Here is a 21,668-nt window from a genome sequence, read left to right as displayed (position 1 = left end):
CCTAATAGAAGTAAGTATCCGATATTGATCATAAGTCCTGTATCCATCTAGTTATCCTCCTTACAAAGTATCCTCATTAATATACTACCACATAAATATTTTTATATCCTACAAAAAAATGAAACCTTTTTCACTTTTTATCCGTAAGAAATAGTATAATAATAGACGTAATACATAGGAAAGGACGTTATCTATGTCAATCTGGCTCAAAAAGTCGTTTTTCATCCTGCTATCCATTTTAACATTTGGACTTGTTTCCCCTTCACAAGCCTTTCTCAATGAACAAAATCACACTATGGCAAAAGGCAATGGAAAGCCTTCGTCGGTCGAATCTGTTCCAGAGGAAGTACTGGAAGAGGAGTCTTCCATTTCCCATGAGGATTTCATAGGGAATATGATGGTACAAGCAGAGAAAAACGCTTATGAAAAGTTCGGGACTAAGATCAAGCCTGTCATAGAAGACGAATTCAAGTCTTTGATCCTTCCTAAGATCGAAAAGGCGATAGCTGATACAGCTGTTCAATTTCCAGAAGAAGACTTAACGTCACTTACTATTTCAGAAGTGCCTCAATATGCAAAAACAGAAAAGATCTTTCATATTTATGACCAACGCTCTGGTGAAGATGTCATACGATTTCATGTAAGAAAAGATCATCCGCCGAAAGATGGCTATTACTTTAACTTTCACTATCATACAGTGCATGATCAATTTCAGGCTCACCATGATTTAGGAAGCATATATTGGGATAAAAACACTCCGCCACAATGGAGAAGTGTCTCGTAATCTCTATTATTATATAGAAATGAATGAAAGCAAGTACGTGGACAAGCGTGCTTGTTTTTTGGTTTCTAATAGGCAAGCCGCCTCCGCTTTAGTATCATCCAGCTCCGGCGGCTTGCCCCTCGAGGTCATAAGTCAAGCTTGCCCTAAAGGCAAAAACCGCCTTTTGTGCAAGCTTGCCTTATGCTTGTCGGGGCAGAACGAGCCGCCTCCGCTTTAGTTATTGGAAACAATCTCTCCTAAAAACAACTCTATCATTATGTTAAAATAGTAATAACAACATGATACTTTCCTTAGAAGAAAGGAGGGACAATAAGTGAAGCGTATATTCATCATCCTCGCTATTTCGGTTACTCTAGTCATTCTGTGGACCAACTCAAAAGCCAACTACAGCGGAACCCTCTTAAAGCATTCTCCCCTTAAAACACAATTGCAACTTCAATCCAGTAAACAGTTAGAAAATATGGTCCTGTTGCCACAAGCTGCATATGATAAAACAGCTGCTATGGAAATGATTGAAAGATTAGATCATATTCCCACCTCACTCTTAGAGTCCACGGATTCACAGGAAATCAAAATAAGGCTGTTTGAAAAAAAATTAACCGATTTTTCTACCACAAGTCACTTGAAAGGAGTGACCCCAAGAGGGTACACTAATAAAAGTATTACATGGGATGACGTTCCTGGAATCGGTGGATCGAAGCTTGTATTAGTGAAAATCGGTCATAGTGAGAAAGGAAGGGGTCATAATTCGTCAAATCTGGAATTACATGAACTCGCTCACAGTATTGATCGTTACGTCTTAACGGACCTTTATTACGAGCTGGAATTTTTGCCTCTTTGGAAGAGGGAGGCTCCACGGGTATTCCCGAATGAACCTTATTTTCTTCAATACAAAGAAGAATATTTTGCTGAAACATTTGCTATGTATTATTTAAACTCTGAAACTAGAAATCTTCTGAAGAAGAGAGCACCAGCAACATATCAATTCTTTAAAGAACTATAAACTTATAAAAGGTGTGGTCGTTGTGAAGCAATATCTAGACTTGTGCAAACATGTCCTTGAAAAAGGCACCAAGAAAGAAGATCGAACAGGTACAGGCACGATAAGCACGTTTGGTTATCAAATGCGTTTTGATCTAAAAGAAGGGTTTCCTCTACTTACAACGAAAAAGCTGCATGTAAAATCCATTGTCCATGAACTCCTTTGGTTTCTAAAAGGAGATACAAACGTTGAATATCTTCAAGAAAACGGTGTCCGGATTTGGAATGAATGGGCCGATGAAAATGGAGAGTTAGGCCCTGTATACGGTCACCAATGGAGATCATGGTCTGGAGCAAACGGGGAAACGATTGACCAAATAACGAACCTCATTGATACGATTAAAAACAATCCCGATTCCAGAAGAATGATTGTAAGTGCGTGGAATGTTGCGGATGTAGATCATATGGCTTTGCCTCCTTGCCACTGTTTATTCCAATTCTATGTAGCCGATGGCAAATTATCCTGTCAGCTGTACCAACGTTCCGCTGATGTATTCCTTGGGGTTCCTTTTAATATTGCTTCATACGCTCTATTAACGATGATGGTCGCCCAGGTATGTGATCTGGAAGTAGGGGAGTTTGTCCATACTTTTGGTGACGTGCATATCTATCAGAATCACCTTGACCAAGTGAACTTACAGCTTTCCAGGGAGCCAAGATCATTACCAACATTATCTATCAATCCTGAAGTGAAGGATATTTTCGGATTTAAGTTTGAAGATTTCAACCTTGAAGAATATGATCCGCATCCACATATTAAAGGAGCCGTGAGTGTATGATCTCTTTTATATGGGCAATGGATCAGAATCGTTTGATTGGTAAAGACAATGGATTGCCATGGAGGCTTCCTGAAGACCTGAAATTTTTCAAGAAAACGACGGATGGACATGGAATCGTCATGGGAAGAAAAACGTTTGATTCCATCGGTAAGCCGTTACCTAAACGTGAGAATGTCATTCTTACAAGAAATACAAGCTTTCAACCGGAAGGCTGCCTTGTCCTGCATTCTGTGGAGGATATCCTGGAATGGGCGGAAGGAAGAGACTCAGAAACCTTTATTATGGGCGGAAGAGAAGTGTACAAGCAGTTTATCCCTCATGTCGATAAGTTGTATGTAACAGAGATTCATCATGAATTTGAAGGCGACACGACCATGCCTTCCATCCCATGGGAGGATTTCACCTGTATCTCCTCCGTTAAAGGATTGAAGGATGAGAAAAACCCTTACGACTATGAATTTAAGATTTATGTCCGTAAATAGATGAGAAGATAATAAAAGGGTACTGCCGGGACATTCCGTCAGTACCCTTTTATTGGTAAAACATAATCTTGCTTAAACGTAAAACAAAATACAGAAATACATAAAGCTGCTTCCTGCCAGGACGAAAAGATGCCAGATTGCGTGATTGTAAGGCAGTTTGTTCCACACATAGAAAATGGCTCCTATGGAATACATGATTCCACCTGCCAGCAATAGTCCGAATCCGGCACCGGTAAGACTTGCGTACAATGGTTTAATGGCAATGATCACGAGCCAGCCCATCACCAGGTAAAAGAGGGTGGAAACAACTTGAAAACGTTGAACAAAGTAACATTTAAATACAATCCCTACAATGGCGAGTCCCCAGACAATTCCAAACAATGTCCACCCGAGTGTACCTCTCACACTGACTAGCATAAACGGTGTATACGTTCCCGCGATCAGGATATATATCGCCGAATGATCTAAAATGGCAAACAAATTCTTTACCTTCGAAGGCTTAAAGCTGTGTAGCAGGGTTGAAAATAAGTATAGAAGTATCATTGAAGCACCGAAGATAGAGAAACTGACAACGTGCCAGGCAGAGCCTTCATGAACGGCGAAAACGATTAACATCACTAAAGCGGGTATGCTCAAAATCAATCCGATTCCATGGGTAATGGCGTTCGCAACTTCTTCTTTCCAATTGGAAAAATCGAAATCATATGTCAAAAAAGTCTCATCCTTTCTATTATCCCCTCATTGAACGCTCAATGAGTCAATATTGTATATATTTATGATAATCCTCTTATCGTCATTGTGCAATCATTAACATAGTAAAGGGATAAAGTGCGCCTTTTGGATTAGAAATTCTCCTCATAATGATGTATATTCCTAAGTAAAGATAATAAATGAGGTGACAGTGATGTGCGGTAGGTTTTCCTTAACAACCCCTTTAGAAGAATTAGTGAGACAATACTTAATTGATGAATTCCTTGAAGAGTGGCAGCCAAGATACAATATTGCCCCAACGCAAAAAGTTTTGTCCCTTATTTCACATAAGGGCAGGCGCAGAGCGGGAGAGATAACGTGGGGCCTCGTTCCTCATTGGGCCAATCGGAAGAAGTGGAAACCTTTGATCAATGCCCGCAGTGAAACCTTATTGGAGAAACCGAGCTTCAATTCTCTTGTCCATAAGAATAGAATGGTGATTTTTGCCGATGGATTTTATGAATGGAAGAAGGAGAAAGACCAAAAGGTACCTGTAAGATTTCAATTAAAAGAAGAAGAGCCATTTGTGTTTGCCGGATTGTGGGATCGGAGTGGAGAGTTCACAACCTCCACGATCCTTACGACAGAGGCCAATTCCATTGTACAACCAGTACATGAACGAATGCCTGTTATGCTCACGGGTCAGGAAGCGATTGAGAAATGGTTAAACACAGACGATTACTCTTTTGAAGAAGCTTCTTCCGTTTTAACGCCGCTTCAAAAAGACCAAATGAAAGGGTACCAGGTATCCGATATCGTCAATTCACCCAAACACGATTTCCCTGAATGTATTGTGCCTGTTTCATAACCGATTTAGAGAAAAATATTCGTATTTTTGCACGATTAGACATTTTATGCGCCTTAATATGGGGTATAATAAGAGTATAAACGGGTGAAAAAGAGGATTGATACTTTGCTGACAAAAACCATTGAGTTCAAATCAAAGGATGGACGGAAGATCAAAATCTTAGAAGTTCCTGTCATGAAGGAAGATAGCCCGCTCTATTTAAGGGTAAACCTCAGGCTTCATCAATTCATTTCAAAGGTTGTCAATCAGAATGGGCCTATGACCATGTACAGCTTTAGAGAACATTTAAAGAGAACGACGAAATGGTCAGAGTATGAAGAAATTTATCAATCAGAAGAGTTAAAGAATAATGCATAATTCTCTTGGGGCCTGGTCTATGAGCGTATCTTTACGTGGGACCAGCCCTTTTTATATGAATATTCCTACATGTATGAAACAATTATGGACGTTACACGTTCAAAATGTAGAGCAATTTAGACAACCGGTTGTGGAAATCCTTCGTATCTATTTAATTCCTTGGCATTTAACGATATAATACTAATGATATGGGAGATAGGATGTGGCAAAATTGACCAAGATTAAGATTGTAACAGACTCAACAGTAGATTTATCAGATGAGGTCGTAAAGGAACTGGATATACATGTAGTTCCTCTATCCATTTCAATCGATGGAGAGACATACTTAGATAGAGTAGATCTTTCACCGCTTAGCTTTCTGGAAAAAATGAAAGCTTCTAAGGAATTACCAAAAAGTTCCCAGCCGCCGGCAGGAACATTTGTTGAACTTTATGATGAATTAGGAAAAGATGGTTCGAAAGTTTTATCCATACATATGACAGGTGGAATGAGTGGTACAGTACGCTCAGCCGAGTCTGCTGCAGAAATGTCTTCATCCGATGTGGCGGTTGTAGATTCACGCTTTATTTCTAAAGGACTGGCCTTTCAGGTAATGGAAGCTGCCAAGCTTGCCAAAGAAGGAAAACCATTGGAAGAAATTCTGAAAGCAGTTGAAACGATCCGTCAAAATACCAACTTGTTCGTCGTGGTAGATACACTTGAGAACCTTGCAAAAGGCGGTAGAATCGGAAAGGGACGTGCCATGATCGGTTCCTTATTAAATATTAAACCAATCGCTTCATTAGAAGGAGGCGAATACACTCCGGTTGCAAAGGTTCGAAGCCATTCACAGGTTGTAAAATACTTAACAACGCAATTCTTAGAAGATGTAAAAGGGAAGACAATTCGTGGTGTAGGGCTTGTACATGCAGATGGTATCGAGCTTGCACAAAATCTTAAGGCTAAGATTATCGAGAAAACAGGTTACGACCAAATCGATATAGTTCCGACCACACCAATCATCAGTACGCACACTGGAATTGGTGCCATAGGATTTATGTATTACACGGATTGATCAATCCAAAGGCGAAAGCGGATTTTCCTTTCGCCTTTTTCATTCAAAAAGACAGCAGAACCATCTGCTGTCTTTATTCATTATGAAGGCATAGGCGTCGGGGTAGGCTTAGCGTAACCTTCCTTATATTGTTGATCAATAAAGTTTCTAATTTGCTTGATGGATTCACCATTCTTGTACTTCACAATGGATTCCGCCGCAATCTCCAAACACACCTGACATCTGGTACCGTGATCATCCCATACCACTTTTTCCCCTTTTAATTCGTAAACAAAGCAATTCAGATTGCTCTCGTGCCCGGCAGAATCACCGCACCCGCAATAACAAGGGATATATTGTAACAGTTCAGGGTTTTTAGCAGCTGAAGAATAGATAAGCTTCATATTGTCGTCCTTATCATCGAGAAAAGAGGGAAGTGTATCAACGGAAGCCGTCTCCTCCCGAAGATCCCCATTGGCTGCTGTATGATCATGATGGGCTTCCTCCTCCTGATTGCTTGAACAACCCGCAAGAATACCTAATAAACTAAATACAACAGTGAAATATAATAAGAGATTTTTCTTCATACGTGCCCCTTTCCTATACGATTATATATGTATTGTACCACTTTTTAAAAAGCAGGTTCGTCCCTTTTCTTGATGACTTTATGAATCTTATTGCGTCCTCATAACCATTGTCATCATATCATAGAAGTATAATAGGTAAGAAGTATGGTCTGATCTTTCCAATCCATATAGAAGATTCTTTCTTATTACATTGTAAACAAAAGAAAGGAAGTGACCGGACTTGGCTGATAAGAAAAAAGTATTGGTGATTTCAGACTTTGGAATCGATGATATTGTCGCAGTATTATATGCTTACTATAGTGAGACGATTGAAATTGTCGGGATTGTTTCTGATTATGGAAATGTCTCTAAAGCGAGTGCATTGAAAAACGTCAAATATCTTCAAACTATTACCGGGATCACCGATATACCTGTTATTGGGGGAGCGGTCTCTGCTTTAACGGGCATTCAACCAAAATTCTATCCAGATGTACACGGTATCGAGGGATTGGGACCGATAACCCTTGATGATATAGAACTCGACAACTCAGAAATAACCGAAAACTTTTATGAAATCAATGCACTAATTGATAAGTATGCCGGTGAGTTATATATATACTCAGCTGGCCGATTGACTTCCTTGGCAACTGCCTTCGTGCTATACCCGGAAACAATGAAAAAGGTGAAAGAATTTTATGTGATGGGAGGTGCATTTCATGTACCGGGGAATGTGACCCCGACGGCAGAAGCAAATTTCTATGGCGATCCTTATGCTGCCAATATCTTGATTCAACTCGCCCCCAAACAAATTCACCTCATCCCCTTGGATGTAACCATGTATGCTCTTGTAACACCTGCTATGATTGATTCTCTCCATCAATTTTATGTAAATTCTAATGACAAAGTCGGGCAGATCATTAAGCCGATGGTGGATTATTACTATAAGTTCTATAAGAAAACGTACCCTGATATTTCGGGGAGTCCCCTGCACGACTTATTGGCAATGTGGACTCTTGCGGATGGCAATAAGATGATGTTTGAAGAAGTTCCTATCCGGGTTGCCACCAATACAGGCTGGACTTTTGGTCAGAGCATAGGAGATTTCAGGCAATCAAAGGAAAAAGAAAATTGGCAGGTCCACAAGATCGCAAAGCAGTTCAACTATGGGGAGTTTATCACAGAGGTATTCCAGACATTGAAATCTGGCCCCAGCCGATAGTTGATGAACAAATAAACAAAGGCATATAAATTTACATGTTCTTGATGATTTGTTTACAAAGGTTTCATGACGAAACAAGCGTGATATAATAATATTAAAGTGCAAGCGAGGTGACGCATATGAAGAAAATACCGATTATCATGCTCGCTTTTGTTTTTTTCCTGTCAGGGTGTTCGTTAGAAGATGCTGCTGAGCATATTACAAGAGAAGTATCCATATGGGATAAAGATAATCCGAACGAAACTTTCATACCGAAGAACTTAAAAGTTGTTTCAGTGGGCGATTCGTTAACTCAAGGTGTAGGTGATAGTACGAAAAAGGGTGGATATGTCCCTTACTTAGAGAAACATCTGGAATCATTGGATGGAGTAAAAGACGCCCAATTCCATAACTATGGGGTAAGAGGGAACCGTACCGATCAATTATTAAAAAGATTGAAAAAAGAAGATGTGAAAACATCGATCGAACAATCAGATTTAGTCATGATCACGATCGGCGGAAACGACGTTATGAAAATTTTTCGTGAAAATCTGTCCCACTTGAAGTTAGAAGTGTTTCAAGAAGAGAAACGAAAATACCAATTGCGGTTACAGGAAATCATCGAGACGATCAGGAGCTATAACCCAAACGCAGGAATCGTTCTGGTAGGGTTATATAATCCATTCAATACATGGTTTTCCGATATTGAGGAAGTCAACCAGGTGATTCATGATTGGAATGGTGCCAGCCGGGAGATTCTTTCAGATTATGATAAAACCTTATTCGTTAAGATAGAGGACTTATTTATTGATGCAGGGGATACTTTATTATTTGAGGACTACTTTCACCCAAATGATGAAGGCTATAAGATGATTGCAGACCGCATGTTTATAAACCTGACAAACGGGGAAACATTAGCTACATTGACAGATAGAACGAAACCTGTTGAGGAAGAGGAGCAGCCGTCATGAAGAACAAATGGAAGGTCGGTTTTTTTGTTCTTTTAGGAGTGGTATTCATAGGATTAGCCATCATTGTTTCAATGATTTTTATGCCGATTAAGGATGATGCACTGCCTGAAAACAGCAAAAACACCAATCAAGAAGTAGGATTTAACGTAGAAACAAACAAAAAAGATTTAAATCTGATTATTGAACATTATATTGAAGAAGAAGGAATGAAGGGACCTGTAGATTATGAGGTTCAGTTAAAAGACGACGTGGAATTAATGGGTTCTGTTCCGGTATTCACATCAAACTTAGACTTTAAGTTGGATTTTGAACCTAAAGCTCTGGAAAATGGAGACATACTCCTGAAACAGAAATCCATATCCGTAGGACAATTGAATCTGCCCGTTTCATACGTATTGAAGGTAATGAGAGATTCATATAACTTTCCGGAATGGGTGAAGATACAACCTACCGATGAATTAATCTACGTTTCATTACAGGACATGAAATTGAAGAGTGATATTAAAGTAAGAGCGAAGGAATTTGACTTAAAGGAAGATAATATTTCTTTCCGGTTATTAGTACCAGTAGATCGTGCTCAATAGGAAAAAGGTGGCCTCCTGATGGAAGCCACCTTTTTCGTATTGCATAAGTAGACACAATCTTAGGACACATTCGAGTTTACCCTTTTAATAGAATGGCTTCTAATTCAGGGGTTCCGTTGGCTAACCCGACAGCTACGATGGTGTAAGCTTGATTGGGGCTGAATTTAACATTCGGAACACTCAGGACCGTATTTTTACTTCCTGCCACTCTTGCCTCCAGGTTGACTGTCATTGGAGTTAATCCAAGATAGTCGGTAGCTTGCTTGAAGGATACATTCGGAAATATGACGTCTCCACCTTTTACTGCGATATCCACTGCAGGGGCGTCAGGGGAAAGATGAATGAACTTAACCTTTGTTTCTCCACTGGGAACCGTCGGATCATCAATGAACGGAAGGAGTTGTAGTTTATTAAGAGTACCTACAGCGGCGAGAGTATAAATTTTGCCTGGGTCAATTTTTACCTTTTTGCTTATAACAGTCGTCACACTTGTACCAGCAGGATAAACGTCAATATGATATTTCCCAGCCGGTAAAGTTAAATAATCACTTACATCCTTAAAGGCCACATCCCTTAGAACACGGTTTCCATTTACATAAACATCCACATTCGGTGCATCGGGTACAGCATGTAAAACGCGAACATAAGAAGGCTGGGTGGATGTAGTCATATCAGCGCGCTGTGCTTGTAAAGCCAGCCTCATGTATTTTAAATGTTTTTGATAGTAATGAATATGCATGGATGGATCTGTGTATTTATAATAACCGGATAATAGGTCATACATCGCTGCTTTATTCAAATAATCGTGTTGGCTCATCCGTATCTCTCCCTTTTGTTTATTAACACAATAGATTATGCGGAGGAGAAAAAATGGTGAAAGAACCTATTTTTTGAATAAATCAGAAATATTTCTTGCGTTATAGAAGAAAATAATGGATAATAAAATTACTAATTGAGAAAGTGGGTGATGACATATGAGCGTATTTTTGATTTGTTATACAAGTAAACTAAATATGCTTCATAATGGTTCTGCACGTCAACTCACTTTTAACGGGATAATCTGATTTTTTATTCTTTCAAACTTGAAAATCCGTTGACGTGTCGAATCACGCAACGGATTTTTTAATTTTTGGGAGGAACTGAATTGAATAACAGAAAATACGTATTTGAACTAATGGGACACCTTGAAGAAGAAGGATACACGTTAGGTAGAGTTGTGACCGAGCAGAAGGGAGCCTTCATGGTCATGACTGAAACAGGAGATCGATTAAGTAAAATCTCCGGGAAACTCAGGTTCCAAACGGTAAAGCGTGAAGATCTTCCTGCAGTAGGGGATTGGGTTCTCCTAAGCGAAGAAGGCGCAATCATAGAAAAGGTTTTGTCACGAACGAGTAAGTTTTCAAGAAAGAAAGCAGGGGAAGAAGCAGAAGAGCAAATCATTGCTACGAATATAGACACCGTATTTATTCTATCTTCTTTAAATGATGACTTAAACAGTAAACGGATGGAGCGGTATGTACTTCTCTGTTGGGAAAGTGGGGCAAATCCCGTTATCATTCTTACAAAATCCGATACATGTGAGGACATTGAGGAGAAAAAGAGAGAAGTTGAAAACGCATTGCTCGGGGTTAAAGTGTTAGCCATAAGCGCTGTAAATCATGAGGGAATCGAGGAACTGCATCCCTATCTGAATAAGGGCAAAACGGTTGCTCTTGTCGGTTCTTCCGGTGTTGGAAAATCGACCCTAGTCAATCTTCTTGTAGGAAATGACGTTCAGAAGACTAAAGAAATTAGGGCATCTGATGATAAAGGACGCCATACCACAACACACAGAGAGTTATTCTTATTGGATAGTGGTGCATCCATCATTGATACGCCCGGTATGAGGGAGATTCAACTATGGCAGGGACAAGAAGGACTATCCACACAGTATAACGAAATTGAAGAGCTGGCACTTCAATGCAGATTCGCCGATTGCCGTCATGAGGATGAACCTGGCTGTATGGTTAGAGCAGCGATACAAGAGGGAAATCTGTCAGAGGAACGATTCGGGCATTATCAGAAATTGCAAAGAGAAATTGCCTACATGGAGAGAAAAGGGAATAAGCGACTGGAGTCGTTAGAACGAAAAAAATGGAAGAGTATCGGTAAGCAGAGAAAGCTTAAATATTAGATGTAAGATGGACCCTGGATGACTCCAGGGTCTATTTTTATATTGCTATCTGTAAGCCAATTCGACAAGCTTAATATTTTCCCTTTTAACGTGAATGCGTTAAAATCTCTTACAAAGGGAATAGTGAGAGAGAATGAAATGGAAAGGATGATGAGCATGTCGGAAGCTTCGCAGTATGAAAAAGCTACATTTGCCGGAGGATGCTTTTGGTGCATGGTGAAACCGTTTGATGAACAGCCGGGGATTGGCAGTGTGATTTCAGGTTACACGGGAGGAACCGTTCCGAATCCAACCTATAAAGAAGTATGCTCAGAAACGACTGGTCATTATGAGGCCGTTCAAATTGAATACGATCCATCAGTGTTTCCTTACGAGAAATTACTGGAAGTATACTGGCAGCAAATTGACCCAACCGATCCAGGAGGGCAATTCTTTGACCGTGGACATTCGTATAAAACGGTTATTTTCTACCATAATGAAGAGCAAAAGGTGCTTGCCGAACAATCTAAAAAGAAACTTGGGCAGTCAGGCAAGTTTCAAAAGCCGATTGCCACTCAAATTCTGCCTGCGAAGGAATTTTATCCTGCAGAGGAGTATCATCAGGGTTATTACAAAAAGAACCCTGGTCATTATAATCGATACAGCCAAGGGTCTGGGAGAATGGCATTCATTGAAAATCATTGGGGGGAAGAGAAATGAGTAAAGAAGATTTAAAGAAAACGTTAACTCCTGAACAATATGATGTCACACAAAAGAATGGCACTGAACCTCCTTTCAGGAATGAGTATTGGAATACGTTTGAAGAGGGAATCTATGTAGATATCGTATCAGGTAAACCTCTCTTTAGCTCTAAAGATAAATATGATGCCGGCTGTGGTTGGCCAAGTTTTACAAAACCGATCGACGAAGAGGAAGTCACTGAAAAGGAAGACCGCAGTCATTTTATGGTCAGAACGGAAGTAAGGAGTAAAAAAGCAGATTCTCACCTGGGTCACGTATTTAATGATGGTCCGGGACCAACGAAGCTTCGATACTGTATTAATTCAGCCGCTCTGCGATTTATCCCGGCAGAGAAGCTTGACGAAGAAGGATATGGGAAATATACAAAGTTATTTTAATATAATGAAGTGTTGTGAAACTCTTCACATATGTGCTAGAATAGATTTCTGATGTTTACATTGCGCTACATATGTGTATATAAAATATATATAGGAAGGTGAATGATCATGTTAAAGAAACTTTTCGGTAAAAAAGAAGAGGCACCTAAAACCGTTCATGCAGTTGCGCCTTTAACGGGTACATTAAAATCACTTGAAGAGGTTCCGGATCCAGTATTTTCTCAAAAGATGATGGGAGACGGGATTGCGATTGATCCTACAGTAGGTAAAGTCGTTTCACCTGTAGACGGCGAAATCATGCAGCTTTTCCCAACAAAGCACGCAGTTGGGATCAAAGCGAAAAACGGTGCTGAAATTCTTATCCACATTGGTCTTGAAACAGTATCAATGAACGGTGAAGGCTTTGAAGCACATGTTTCAGAAGGATCCAAAGTGAATATCGGTGATCCATTAATTACGTATGACTTAGACCTTGTGAAAGAAAAAGCAAAAAGTACCATCACACCAATCATCTTAACGAACGGTGATGACATGGCTGAACTAGTGAAAAAAGAGTTGACGTCTGTGACAGCAGGACAAGATGAGGTATTGGAAATTTCATCTAAATAATATAGTAGGGAGGGACCGGCTTGATTGCCGGTCTCTTTTTTTAGTGTATACATCGGGATCGGAGCAAATCACCGCAATGTTCCTGTAATCAGCCTATCAACTATTTCTCCTTCTTCGTCGTCATCCCGCCAGACAATATAAATTTCATCGCTTCTTCAGATTTAATATCCAGTATTTCAATATCGCTTTTGGGAATCAAAAAGGTGAATCCTGCTACTTGGAACGTTTGAGGTACGTATACTGCTACGTGATCTTGCAGGTCATTATGCAAATCTGTAAGGTTTTCTGTCGTAATAAAGCCCAGGCATTTCATCCTGTCATTTCTACTGTATACTCTTGTAACCTATTCCTATTATATAGAAAGCCTACGGTACAGAAAAGGAGTAGCCCTAAATAAATTAGGCAAATACACAAACCATTTATAGGTGAATGACATACAGTGTAATGTAAATAAATATTTTTTGAGGAGTGATAGGTATGAACTATGGTTATGGTTGTGATCCATGTTATCAAGGTGGATATGCTTATCCAGTTGCCGGTGTCAATAATTTTGCGTTGATTGTTGTGTTATTCATCCTGTTAATTATTATTGGAGCCGTTTGCTACTGCGGGAAGTGATTCCAGATTTAGTTGTTAAATGAGAAATGAAAAAGAGCCGTCACTCGACGGCTCTTTTTCAGTCTTAAATTTTAAAACTTGAAATAAGTTCTTTCAATTTTTCCGCTTGTTGTGAAAGCTCTGAAGCGCTTGCTGTTACTTGTTCCATCGCAGCAGATCCTTCCTCGGATGCAGCAGCAGTGGTTTCTGTGTTAGAAGCAGTAGATTCAGCAATTTCATTGACCAGGGCAAATGAAGCGGCTACATCTTGACTGAGACTAAGGGTTTCCTGAATATGTCCAACCATTTCATCCACTACCACCGTTGTTTTGGTGGTTTGGCTTAGAATATCTTCAAGGGTGGCGTTTGTTTCATTGGTGATTTCGACCCCTGCGATAACCTCTTTTACTCCATCCGAGTTTTGCTTAATAATGACATTCACTTCTTCTTGAATACTGTGTACGATTTCGGTTACACCTTTTGCCGCTTGTCGGGATTGTTCCGCCAGCTTCCTGACTTCATCTGCCACAACGGCAAATCCTCTTCCATGCTCCCCGGCACGTGCCGCTTCAATGGCAGCATTCAAAGCAAGTAGGTTGGTTTGTTCTGCAATGTCAGTAATGGTACCGATAATCGTCGTAATTTGTGATGAACGCTGTCCTAACGCTTCGACGGTTTCACTTGTATTGGACATGGTTTCTTCAATGTTCAACATTTTAGAAGAAGAGGCTTGAACGGTTTTGCCGCCTCGTTCAGCGACTACTCTCATATCACGAGCGGTTTCTTTAACTTGTTCAGCTTGATTGAATAAGAAACGGGCGGCTTCTTCCAAGCTATTCATTTTTTCTAATGAGGTAGACATCCGACTTGTTGTTTGATCGCTTCCAGCTGCAATTTCAGTAGATGTTTCTGCAATGGAAGTAATCGTCCTTGACGTTTCTTCGGCTGAAGCAAGAAGCTCCTGACTGCTGGCTGAAACGTTTTCTGCCATTTCCGAAACCTGCTTTACCAGGAGGGCAATTCCGGCAATAAGCTGATTTGTATCAGATGCCAGGTCAGCTAGCTCATCCTTGGATTTCACATGAATTCGTTTTGTTAAATCTCCGCCTGCGTTGGCTATTTCTAAAATAGAGCGACTGATTTTCCTTGTGTTCGTCTTAATTGTATGAGATAAAATGATTCCGAAGAAGATAGCCAATAAAACCGCAAATGCTGATAAGCCAATGGTAACGACTTTGGACAGGAAAACCTGTTGATTTAGAGAATCAATCCGATTATTCAGATCCTTTTGTTGGTCGACCACAATCATATCTACATATGAGCGGATTCCGTCCAGATACTTCTTCCCCGTACCAGATTCAACGAGGGTTGCTGCTTGCTCAAGACCTTTATCTTTCCTTGTCTCGATTACCCGATCAACGAATTGAATCCAGAATCCATATTGAGCTTCGATCTTATCTAATTTATCAAGCTGCTCCTGATCGTCCTGTAATAAAGTATTCAAGTCTTCGATGTGACTTTCTACCTGACCTTTACCATTTTGATAGGGTGCCAGAAATCCCGTTGCCCCTGTAATGACAAAGCCTTGTTCTCCTATTTCAATCTCATTTAATACCTTTGATAAATCCTTCACCTTCGTATCAACCTGCATATCGTATGTAATCAACGTGTTGATTTCTTTTCCCAGCTTCAGCATATTGAAGTAAGAAGTAGAGGCAAGGACTAAAAGGACAATGGTCAATAGACCGAAAGACAGAACCACTTTTCCCCGGATTGTCCGGAAATATGAGAAGGCTCCCAAGGTTTTTTTCTGTTTTTCTTTCTTATTTTTCTTCGTTTTTGGTGCTTTTTTTAGATGTTTTTCTCTTGTCTTTTTCACCATTTCCCCCTCCTGAAGATAAGCAAAAAGTAGCATCATAGGATGAACTTACCATTATTTTATACATATCGACCTAATTTATCTAGTCACTTTGCAAACTTTTTGTCGAATTTTTAAGAATCTTAGTACATTTCACTCAATATACTCTTAATGAAAGGTTCTTTTCGCAAAGATTGTTGTTTTCTAGCATAGAATCTGCCAAGGCTCTGTCAACCAGGTTTATGCTGGGTGGTGAGGGGAACTGCTCCGCTTGCAGCTTGCGTTCGGCCGAGCCTCCTCAGCTTTAAAAAAATTATTTGCCAAAAGCTTGTTGTTTTCATTTGTATATAAAGCATCCAAAGAAAGTTTATTTTCACTGAATGATACTCGTCTCCTGAGGCAATAGCTGGACAGATGAGGTCCACTGGCTTTGCATAGTAACTGATTTTTTAGCTATCATAATGAGCATTTTGTACTTATCTATCCGTAATCAGGTAGTTAAAATATAGAAGCACAGAGTGGATTGTAGCGGAAGGCACTTGACTCCTGCGGGAAATAGAGGAAAGGTCGAGACCCCACAGGGCAAAGCCCGAGGAGGCTCGACTTCCTCCCCGCGGAAAGCAAGTGCCTGGAGCGAAAAGGAACGGTCGCTGTTTTCATACCACCACTCATTTAAGAGATGAAGCCACTTTTTTAGAAGGTTTGCAAAACCAGTGGGTGAGACCCTTGAGGCGTGCCGATTACACTCATTCCCGGAAAGCGAGCATCTTATAGCGGAAATCAACCTTTCTAAGATAACAACAAAATTTATAAAAAGAGACTAAAGAAAAGAAAGATTCTGTTTTTCATACATATGAATAATGGTAGGGAAATCTTTTTATGCAACTAGATGAGCGAATCGAAAGAGAGTACGAATCTGATTCTTTCAGGAGGGGGATTATGCCTCATTCGCATTTAATAAAGCCGTTGATTGGTGAACACTATCCGACAATTGATTACGGAAAAGGTGTGTATTTGTACGATACTGATGGCCGGGAGTATATAGATGCTTGTTCTGGAGCAGTTACGGCAAATGTAGGACATGGTATGGAAGAAATTCTTCAATCCATTGTGAATCAAGGAAATAAAGTGGCATTTGTGTATCGCTCTCAATTCAGCAATCAGCCTGCTGAGGATTTAGCGGCCTTTCTTCACGATAAGACAGGCTATCCATGGAGTTTCTTCGTGAATAGTGGTTCTGAGGCGGTTGAGACGGCCATCAAAATTGCCATCCAACATTGGCAGGAACAAGGGAAACCGATGAAAAGAAAGATTTTATCCAGATGGCTGAGTTACCATGGTATCACTTTCGGTGCATTATCCGCATCAGGACATCCATCCAGAAGAGAACGATTCGACTCCTTCTTAGGTGACTGGCCGACCATTGAGCCGCCTTATTGTGTTCACTGTCCTTTCGGAAAAACGCATCCATCGTGTGACCTTGCCTGCGCTTCTCAATTGGAAACGATGATCAGCAGAATAGGTGCCGATAACATTGCAGCATTTATGGCAGAACCGATCATCGGTGCGGCAGGTGGGGCGATTACTCCTCCAAAAGGTTATTATAAACGGATAAAATCAATCTGTGAGAAACATGATATTTTGTTTATTTCAGATGAAGTGATGACAGGCTGTGGTCGGACTGGAACCTTTTTAGCTTTAGAGCAGTGGCAAGTAAAAGCCGATATTGTAGCGATAGGGAAAGGGCTGAGTGCCGGGTATGCCCCTATTGCTGCAACGCTCATTTCCGATAACATTATGGAGCCGATATTGAATGGGTCGAGAGTCATTATGAGCGGTCATACCTACAGTGGAAATCCAATGTCTGCAACAGCAGCACTTGCTGTTCTAAAACTGATTGATTCAGAAAAGATGATTGAAGGTGTCGATCATAAAGGAACCTATTTGAAAAATCTTTTGGATAAATTAAAAACTGAATTTTCCTTTGTGCAAGATGTGAGAGGAAAAGGACTGATGCTGGGAATTGAGCTGAATTCCTTTGGAGCTCCATTTACTTCTTATATTGTTCAAGCCGGGGTAGAATGTGGGATTTTATTATATCCCGCAGCGGCGGGGATAGATGGGAGGAAAGGATCCGCCATTATGGTTGCTCCTCCATTGAACAGTTCGAAAAGGGAGCTCGAGGAAATGGTAAAAAGACTCAGAAGAACCTTTCAAGTAGTAGATGAGAATTGGAAGGAGACCTAAATATGTCCCGTCTTCAAAATAAAAGAAGCAGCTATGAAAATATAAAGCATTTCTTCAATGATGGAATGACCTTGATGTTTGGCGGATTTGGAGGGGTCGGTTCTCCTCCTACTATATGTAAGCACTTATTGGATTGGGGAACAAAGGATATCACGATTATTGGAAATGATACAGGATTTCCTCATATCGGAATCGGACAACTGGTTGCACAATACAGAGTCAAGAAGGTGATAGCCTCCCATATCGGGTCTAACCCGGTAGCAGGTCGATTAATGAGTGAAGGGAAGCTGGAAGTTGAATTCTCTCCTCAAGGAATATTGGCCGAAAGAATCCGGGCTGGTGGAGTGGGGTTGAAGGGTATCGTAACCGAAATAGGCGTGGATGATCCATATTTAAATAAAGGAAAAGAGATACTGGAGATAGATGGGGACCGTTACTTATATGAAACAGCCCTGGTTGCAGAAATTGGGATAGTATATGCCCAAAAAGCCGACACATATGGGAACCTTATTTATGATAAAAGTGCCAGAAATACGAATCCACTTGTGGCTATGGCAGCAGATATCACGATTGTTGAGGCAGAAGAAATTGTGGATGTCGGCGAGTTGGATCCTGAGGGAATTGTCACGTCGGGTGTTTTTGTAGATCATATTGTGTTATCTAAAGGAGTCGACTGGAAATGGGCCTGGGAAACGAATTGAAGGATAAGTTAGCTAAGCGTGCGTCTTTGGAAGTGAAAGAGCATATGATCGTAAATTTAGGGATCGGAATACCATCTCTCGTACCCAATCATCTCCCCCCGGCGTTTCCCGTTGTTTTTCAATCGGAGAACGGGATTATTGGAATCGGACCTGCACCAGGGGAAGGGCAAGAGGACGAAAACTTGTGTAATGCGGGAGGATACCCTGTTTCATTGATGAATGGAGGTTGTTATACAGATAGCTCCATCGCATTTGCCATGATTCGCCGGGGCAAAGTTGATTTAACGATTCTGGGTTCCCTGCAAGTTAGTGAAAAAGGCGATCTTGCCAATTGGATCATACCAGGCAAAAAAGTACCGGGGATGGGAGGTGCGACCGAACTTGCCTCGAAGGCAAAGAGAGTCATCGTGCTCATGACCCATTTAGATAAAAAAGGTGGAAGCAAAATCGTTCGGGAATGCACGCTTCCATTAACGACGAGATCATGTGTTTCAATGATCATAACGGACAGGGCCGTATTTACCATTGAGGATGGTCGAATGATATTAAAAGAACTATTTAATCCATACACACTTCAGGATATTGAAGAGACTACAGATGCTCAATATACCGTGAGTCCCGCTATCAAGTATATAGATTAGGAGGAACCGCTTTGGAAACTCACCGTCTCATCAAGGAAATAATAGAAGAAAAAAAGAAAAGCACTATCAAGCTCCTGCAAAGGCTGGTGCAGGAAGATAGTGTAAGGGGCAATGAATCTAAGGCTCAGGCGATTATCATCGAAAAATGCAGGAAGCTTGGCTTGGAGTTGGACATTTGGGAAGTGAAAGAATCGGATGTGCTGGATCATCCTTTTTATCGTTGTGATCGTGAGAACTTCGAAGGCAACCCAAATGTAGTGGGTGTGCTAAAAGGAACAGGTGGAGGAAGGAGCCTTCTGTTAAATGGACACATCGATGTCGTAACTGAAGGGGACAGGGAGAATTGGACATATGATCCTTACGGTGGTGTGATTGAAGATGGAAAGCTTTACGGAAGAGGGTCAACCGATATGAAGGGAGGATCGGTTGCTTTACTCCTTGTATTGGAAATTGTGAAGGAGTTAAACATCCCACTGAAGGGTGATATCCTCTTTCAAAGTGTGATAGAGGAGGAAAGTGGCGGGACCGGGACGCTTGCCGCCTTAGTGAGGGGGTACACAGCTGATGCTGCCATTATTCCCGAACCCACCAACATGAAGATCTTTCCGAAGCAACAGGGATCCATGTGGTTCCGCTTGAAAGTAAAAGGGAAATCGGCACATGGGGGCACCAGGTATGAAGGGATAAACGCCATTGATAAAGCCTATGCCGTCATTCAAACTCTTCAAGAACTGGAATCATCGAGAAACAAGAGGGTGGACGATCCATTATATAGAAATATTCCCATTCCATTACCCATTAATATCGGAAGAATTGAAAGCGGGAAGTGGCCGTCCTCCGTTCCCGATCTTGCTATCATAGAGGGAAGGGTGGGGGTTGGCCCATGGGAGTCCTTACAACAAGTAGAGAAAGAGGTAGAAGATGCCCTCGCGAAGATGAATGAGGTTGATTCATGGTTTGATCATCATCCTGTGGAAATTGAATGGTTTGGTGGAAGGTGGCAGCCGGGTGACCTTTCCTGTGAACATGAATTAGTGGAGAAGCTTTGCTATCATGCCAATGAAGTATTGCAAACCACTCCAATCATTGAAGCTTCTCCCTGGGGAACGGATGGTGGAATCCTATCTAAGGGAGGGAATATTCCGGTCGTCGTATTTGGTCCTGGAACAACTGAAGTGGCCCATGACGCAAACGAATACATCGAATTGAATAAAATCTACCAAACTGCTGAAATACTTTCCTTATTTATTTTGGATTGGTGTAATAAAGAGTCATAATTTTCCTCTTTATGGGTATAGAGTAATAAATGGTGATTTAACCCTTTTACAATCCGTTGGTCAGCTTCAATGTAATCTTATAAACTTCATATCATCCAAAGAAGGAACAACTCTCATGATTAATGACATAGGTTGTTCCTTTTTATAGTGGTTTGTTTCATAACTTTCCTTATCCCTTCATATGTTGGTAAAAAAGGGGCTTATAAGAATGCAAACATACGAATATATTAAAAAACCGAAGATAGAAGCTGCCATTTATAAAGATGGCTATAACAGAAGGCTGCGGGTGGATGAGTTTAGAGGGAACCCGGTATTACTGTGGGAGTATGTGAAGAAAGAAACTCAGTCCAATCTTTATGAAAAAGTAATTGTGAAAGCAAGACGGGATCAATCTCTCTTTTTTTTCGAAAAAGGGTTCATCTTGGAGGGGGGAGTAAACGCTTACTTTAATGGGGATAAAGCTTTTTTTATGAGTAAGTTTTTAACGGATGAAAGAAGAAATAGCTCGTACTGGAGGGATGAGGATTCCATTCTTCAATCCGTCCAGGAGCTCGGCAGTCACGAAAGCGGAGGTCTTATACCGATTTCCGTCGCGACCCAAGACCATGCAGGGCAGCTGGCCGACCTTTATCAGGAAGTATTTAAGCTATATCCTGTACCATTACACAATCCCGACTATGTGAGAGAGTCAATGAAAAGTGGGACAATCTTTGTTTATATCGAGGAGGGAGGAAGAATCATCAGTGCTGCTTCCGCCGATGTATCTTCAACCTGTAAGAACGCTGAATTGACGGATTGTGCTACACGCTCTTCCTATCGCAAAGGCGGGTATATGAAGCATCTGATCCAAAAATTGGAATGGGAACTGCTTAACCGCGACATTTTCTGTGCTTATACGATTGCCAGGGCACTTTCATTTGGTATGAATGCGGTATTCCATCAGCTCGGATATCGATACGGTGGAAGACTGGCGAACAATTGCATCATCTTCGACAAAATGGAAGATATGAACATTTGGGAAAAAGATTTGAGTGTAATGTAAAAGGATGAAAACCGATTGGGATTCTATTTCATAGGCTAATGTATAGTTGTGT

General features: G+C 40.8%; 24 protein-coding genes and 1 pseudogene. 20 read left to right on the top strand and 5 right to left on the bottom strand.

Going from position 1 to position 21,668, the window contains the following annotated elements:
- Window positions 1-193: 193 nt before the first annotated feature.
- The 4 genes from DET59_RS16750 (at window position 194) to DET59_RS16735 (ending at window position 3,086) form a co-directional block, all read left to right on the top strand.
- On the top strand, window positions 194-784 hold the full coding sequence (locus DET59_RS16750; RefSeq protein WP_113970759.1) for a YpjP family protein: 591 nt from the start codon (window positions 194-196) through the stop codon (window positions 782-784).
- 313 nt (window positions 785-1,097) lie between these two features.
- On the top strand, window positions 1,098-1,787 hold the full coding sequence (locus DET59_RS16745; RefSeq protein ID WP_113970758.1) for an anthrax toxin lethal factor-related metalloendopeptidase: 690 nt from the start codon (window positions 1,098-1,100) through the stop codon (window positions 1,785-1,787).
- Window positions 1,788-1,809: 22 nt separating this feature from the next.
- Window positions 1,810-2,604, top strand: a complete 795-nt coding sequence (locus DET59_RS16740) for a thymidylate synthase (protein WP_113970757.1) — start codon at window positions 1,810-1,812, stop codon at window positions 2,602-2,604.
- The gene (locus tag DET59_RS16735) at window positions 2,601-3,086 is read left to right on the top strand and encodes a dihydrofolate reductase (protein WP_113970756.1); all 486 of its coding nucleotides are present in this window, start codon (window positions 2,601-2,603) and stop codon (window positions 3,084-3,086) included. Before DET59_RS16740 ends, DET59_RS16735 begins: the two co-directional genes overlap by 4 nt.
- Before the next feature lie 72 nt (window positions 3,087-3,158).
- Here DET59_RS16735 and trhA read toward each other — a convergent pair whose 3' ends face one another.
- The gene (gene trhA, locus DET59_RS16730; protein WP_113970755.1) at window positions 3,159-3,797 is read right to left on the bottom strand and encodes a PAQR family membrane homeostasis protein TrhA; all 639 of its coding nucleotides are present in this window, start codon (window positions 3,795-3,797) and stop codon (window positions 3,159-3,161) included.
- Window positions 3,798-3,990: 193 nt separating this feature from the next.
- Between trhA and DET59_RS16725 the strand changes: the two genes are divergently transcribed.
- From DET59_RS16725 to DET59_RS16715, 3 genes are all read left to right on the top strand, one after another.
- A complete protein-coding gene (locus DET59_RS16725; protein WP_113970754.1) occupies window positions 3,991-4,644 on the top strand; it encodes an SOS response-associated peptidase in 654 nt (217 codons plus the stop codon).
- An 84-nt stretch (window positions 4,645-4,728) separates the two neighbouring features.
- The gene (locus DET59_RS16720) at window positions 4,729-5,001 is read left to right on the top strand and encodes a YpmP family protein (RefSeq protein WP_258549708.1); all 273 of its coding nucleotides are present in this window, start codon (window positions 4,729-4,731) and stop codon (window positions 4,999-5,001) included.
- Window positions 5,002-5,212: 211 nt separating this feature from the next.
- Window positions 5,213-6,055: a DegV family protein gene (locus tag DET59_RS16715; protein WP_113970796.1), complete on the top strand. Its 843-nt coding sequence runs from the start codon at window positions 5,213-5,215 to the stop codon at window positions 6,053-6,055.
- Between the two features lie 80 nt (window positions 6,056-6,135).
- Here the strand turns inward: DET59_RS16715 and DET59_RS16710 are convergent, their stop codons facing one another.
- Window positions 6,136-6,621: a PCYCGC motif-containing (lipo)protein gene (locus DET59_RS16710; RefSeq protein ID WP_113970752.1), complete on the bottom strand. Its 486-nt coding sequence runs from the start codon at window positions 6,619-6,621 to the stop codon at window positions 6,136-6,138.
- 220 nt (window positions 6,622-6,841) lie between these two features.
- Here DET59_RS16710 and DET59_RS16705 point away from each other — a divergent pair, with 220 nt between their 5' ends.
- From DET59_RS16705 to DET59_RS16695, 3 genes are all read left to right on the top strand, one after another.
- Window positions 6,842-7,819: a nucleoside hydrolase gene (locus DET59_RS16705; RefSeq protein WP_113970751.1), complete on the top strand. Its 978-nt coding sequence runs from the start codon at window positions 6,842-6,844 to the stop codon at window positions 7,817-7,819.
- Between the two features lie 119 nt (window positions 7,820-7,938).
- Window positions 7,939-8,769: an SGNH/GDSL hydrolase family protein gene (locus tag DET59_RS16700; protein ID WP_113970750.1), complete on the top strand. Its 831-nt coding sequence runs from the start codon at window positions 7,939-7,941 to the stop codon at window positions 8,767-8,769.
- Window positions 8,766-9,353: a YpmS family protein gene (locus tag DET59_RS16695; protein ID WP_113970749.1), complete on the top strand. Its 588-nt coding sequence runs from the start codon at window positions 8,766-8,768 to the stop codon at window positions 9,351-9,353. Before DET59_RS16700 ends, DET59_RS16695 begins: the two co-directional genes overlap by 4 nt.
- A gap of 76 nt (window positions 9,354-9,429) precedes the next feature.
- On the opposite strand, the gene DET59_RS16690 is transcribed toward DET59_RS16695, so the two are convergent.
- Complete coding sequence (locus DET59_RS16690) at window positions 9,430-10,170, bottom strand: DUF4397 domain-containing protein (RefSeq protein ID WP_113970748.1); 741 nt, start codon at window positions 10,168-10,170, stop codon at window positions 9,430-9,432.
- Between the two features lie 327 nt (window positions 10,171-10,497).
- Here DET59_RS16690 and rsgA point away from each other — a divergent pair, with 327 nt between their 5' ends.
- From rsgA to DET59_RS16670, 4 genes are all read left to right on the top strand, one after another.
- Window positions 10,498-11,526 carry a ribosome small subunit-dependent GTPase A gene (gene rsgA, locus DET59_RS16685; protein WP_258549707.1) on the top strand — a complete coding sequence of 343 codons (1,029 nt, stop codon included), beginning with the start codon at window positions 10,498-10,500 and terminating at the stop codon, window positions 11,524-11,526.
- Between the two features lie 156 nt (window positions 11,527-11,682).
- Complete coding sequence (msrA, locus tag DET59_RS16680) at window positions 11,683-12,225, top strand: peptide-methionine (S)-S-oxide reductase MsrA (protein WP_113970794.1); 543 nt, start codon at window positions 11,683-11,685, stop codon at window positions 12,223-12,225.
- Window positions 12,222-12,644, top strand: a complete 423-nt coding sequence (msrB, locus tag DET59_RS16675) for a peptide-methionine (R)-S-oxide reductase MsrB (RefSeq protein ID WP_113970747.1) — start codon at window positions 12,222-12,224, stop codon at window positions 12,642-12,644. The genes msrA and msrB overlap by 4 nt, the downstream gene beginning before the upstream one ends.
- 108 nt (window positions 12,645-12,752) lie before the next feature.
- Window positions 12,753-13,253 carry a PTS sugar transporter subunit IIA gene (locus DET59_RS16670; RefSeq protein WP_113970793.1) on the top strand — a complete coding sequence of 167 codons (501 nt, stop codon included), beginning with the start codon at window positions 12,753-12,755 and terminating at the stop codon, window positions 13,251-13,253.
- Window positions 13,254-13,353: 100 nt separating this feature from the next.
- Here the strand turns inward: DET59_RS16670 and DET59_RS16665 are convergent.
- A pseudogene (locus tag DET59_RS16665) lies at window positions 13,354-13,566 on the bottom strand (DUF502 domain-containing protein); the annotation flags it as partial.
- Window positions 13,567-13,730: 164 nt separating this feature from the next.
- Here DET59_RS16665 and DET59_RS21885 point away from each other — a divergent pair.
- On the top strand, window positions 13,731-13,871 hold the full coding sequence (locus DET59_RS21885) for a YjcZ family sporulation protein (protein WP_113970745.1): 141 nt from the start codon (window positions 13,731-13,733) through the stop codon (window positions 13,869-13,871).
- 64 nt (window positions 13,872-13,935) lie between these two features.
- On the opposite strand, the gene DET59_RS16655 is transcribed toward DET59_RS21885, so the two are convergent.
- On the bottom strand, window positions 13,936-15,729 hold the full coding sequence (locus DET59_RS16655) for a methyl-accepting chemotaxis protein (RefSeq protein WP_181778208.1): 1,794 nt from the start codon (window positions 15,727-15,729) through the stop codon (window positions 13,936-13,938).
- A 918-nt stretch (window positions 15,730-16,647) separates the two neighbouring features.
- Between DET59_RS16655 and DET59_RS16650 the strand changes: the two genes are divergently transcribed.
- The 5 genes from DET59_RS16650 (at window position 16,648) to ablB (ending at window position 21,616) form a co-directional block, all read left to right on the top strand.
- Window positions 16,648-17,955 carry an aspartate aminotransferase family protein gene (locus DET59_RS16650; protein ID WP_113970743.1) on the top strand — a complete coding sequence of 436 codons (1,308 nt, stop codon included), beginning with the start codon at window positions 16,648-16,650 and terminating at the stop codon, window positions 17,953-17,955.
- Window positions 17,956-17,957: 2 nt separating this feature from the next.
- Window positions 17,958-18,656, top strand: coding sequence for a 3-oxoacid CoA-transferase subunit A (locus tag DET59_RS16645; protein ID WP_113970742.1), 699 nt, complete (start codon window positions 17,958-17,960; stop codon window positions 18,654-18,656).
- A complete protein-coding gene (locus DET59_RS16640; RefSeq protein ID WP_113970741.1) occupies window positions 18,635-19,297 on the top strand; it encodes a 3-oxoacid CoA-transferase subunit B in 663 nt (220 codons plus the stop codon). Before DET59_RS16645 ends, DET59_RS16640 begins: the two co-directional genes overlap by 22 nt.
- Before the next feature lie 11 nt (window positions 19,298-19,308).
- Window positions 19,309-20,574, top strand: coding sequence for a peptidase (locus tag DET59_RS16635; protein WP_113970740.1), 1,266 nt, complete (start codon window positions 19,309-19,311; stop codon window positions 20,572-20,574).
- Window positions 20,575-20,782: 208 nt separating this feature from the next.
- Entirely contained in the window at window positions 20,783-21,616 is an 834-nt protein-coding gene (gene ablB / locus DET59_RS16630; protein ID WP_113970739.1) for a putative beta-lysine N-acetyltransferase, read from the top strand.
- Window positions 21,617-21,668: the final 52 nt, after the last annotated feature.

Source organism: Rossellomorea aquimaris (genome assembly GCF_003315075.1).
GTDB lineage: Bacteria > Bacillota > Bacilli > Bacillales > Bacillaceae_B > Rossellomorea > Rossellomorea aquimaris_C.
Note: the sequence above shows the minus strand (reverse complement) of the source record. Positions and strands in the feature narration are given on the sequence as shown.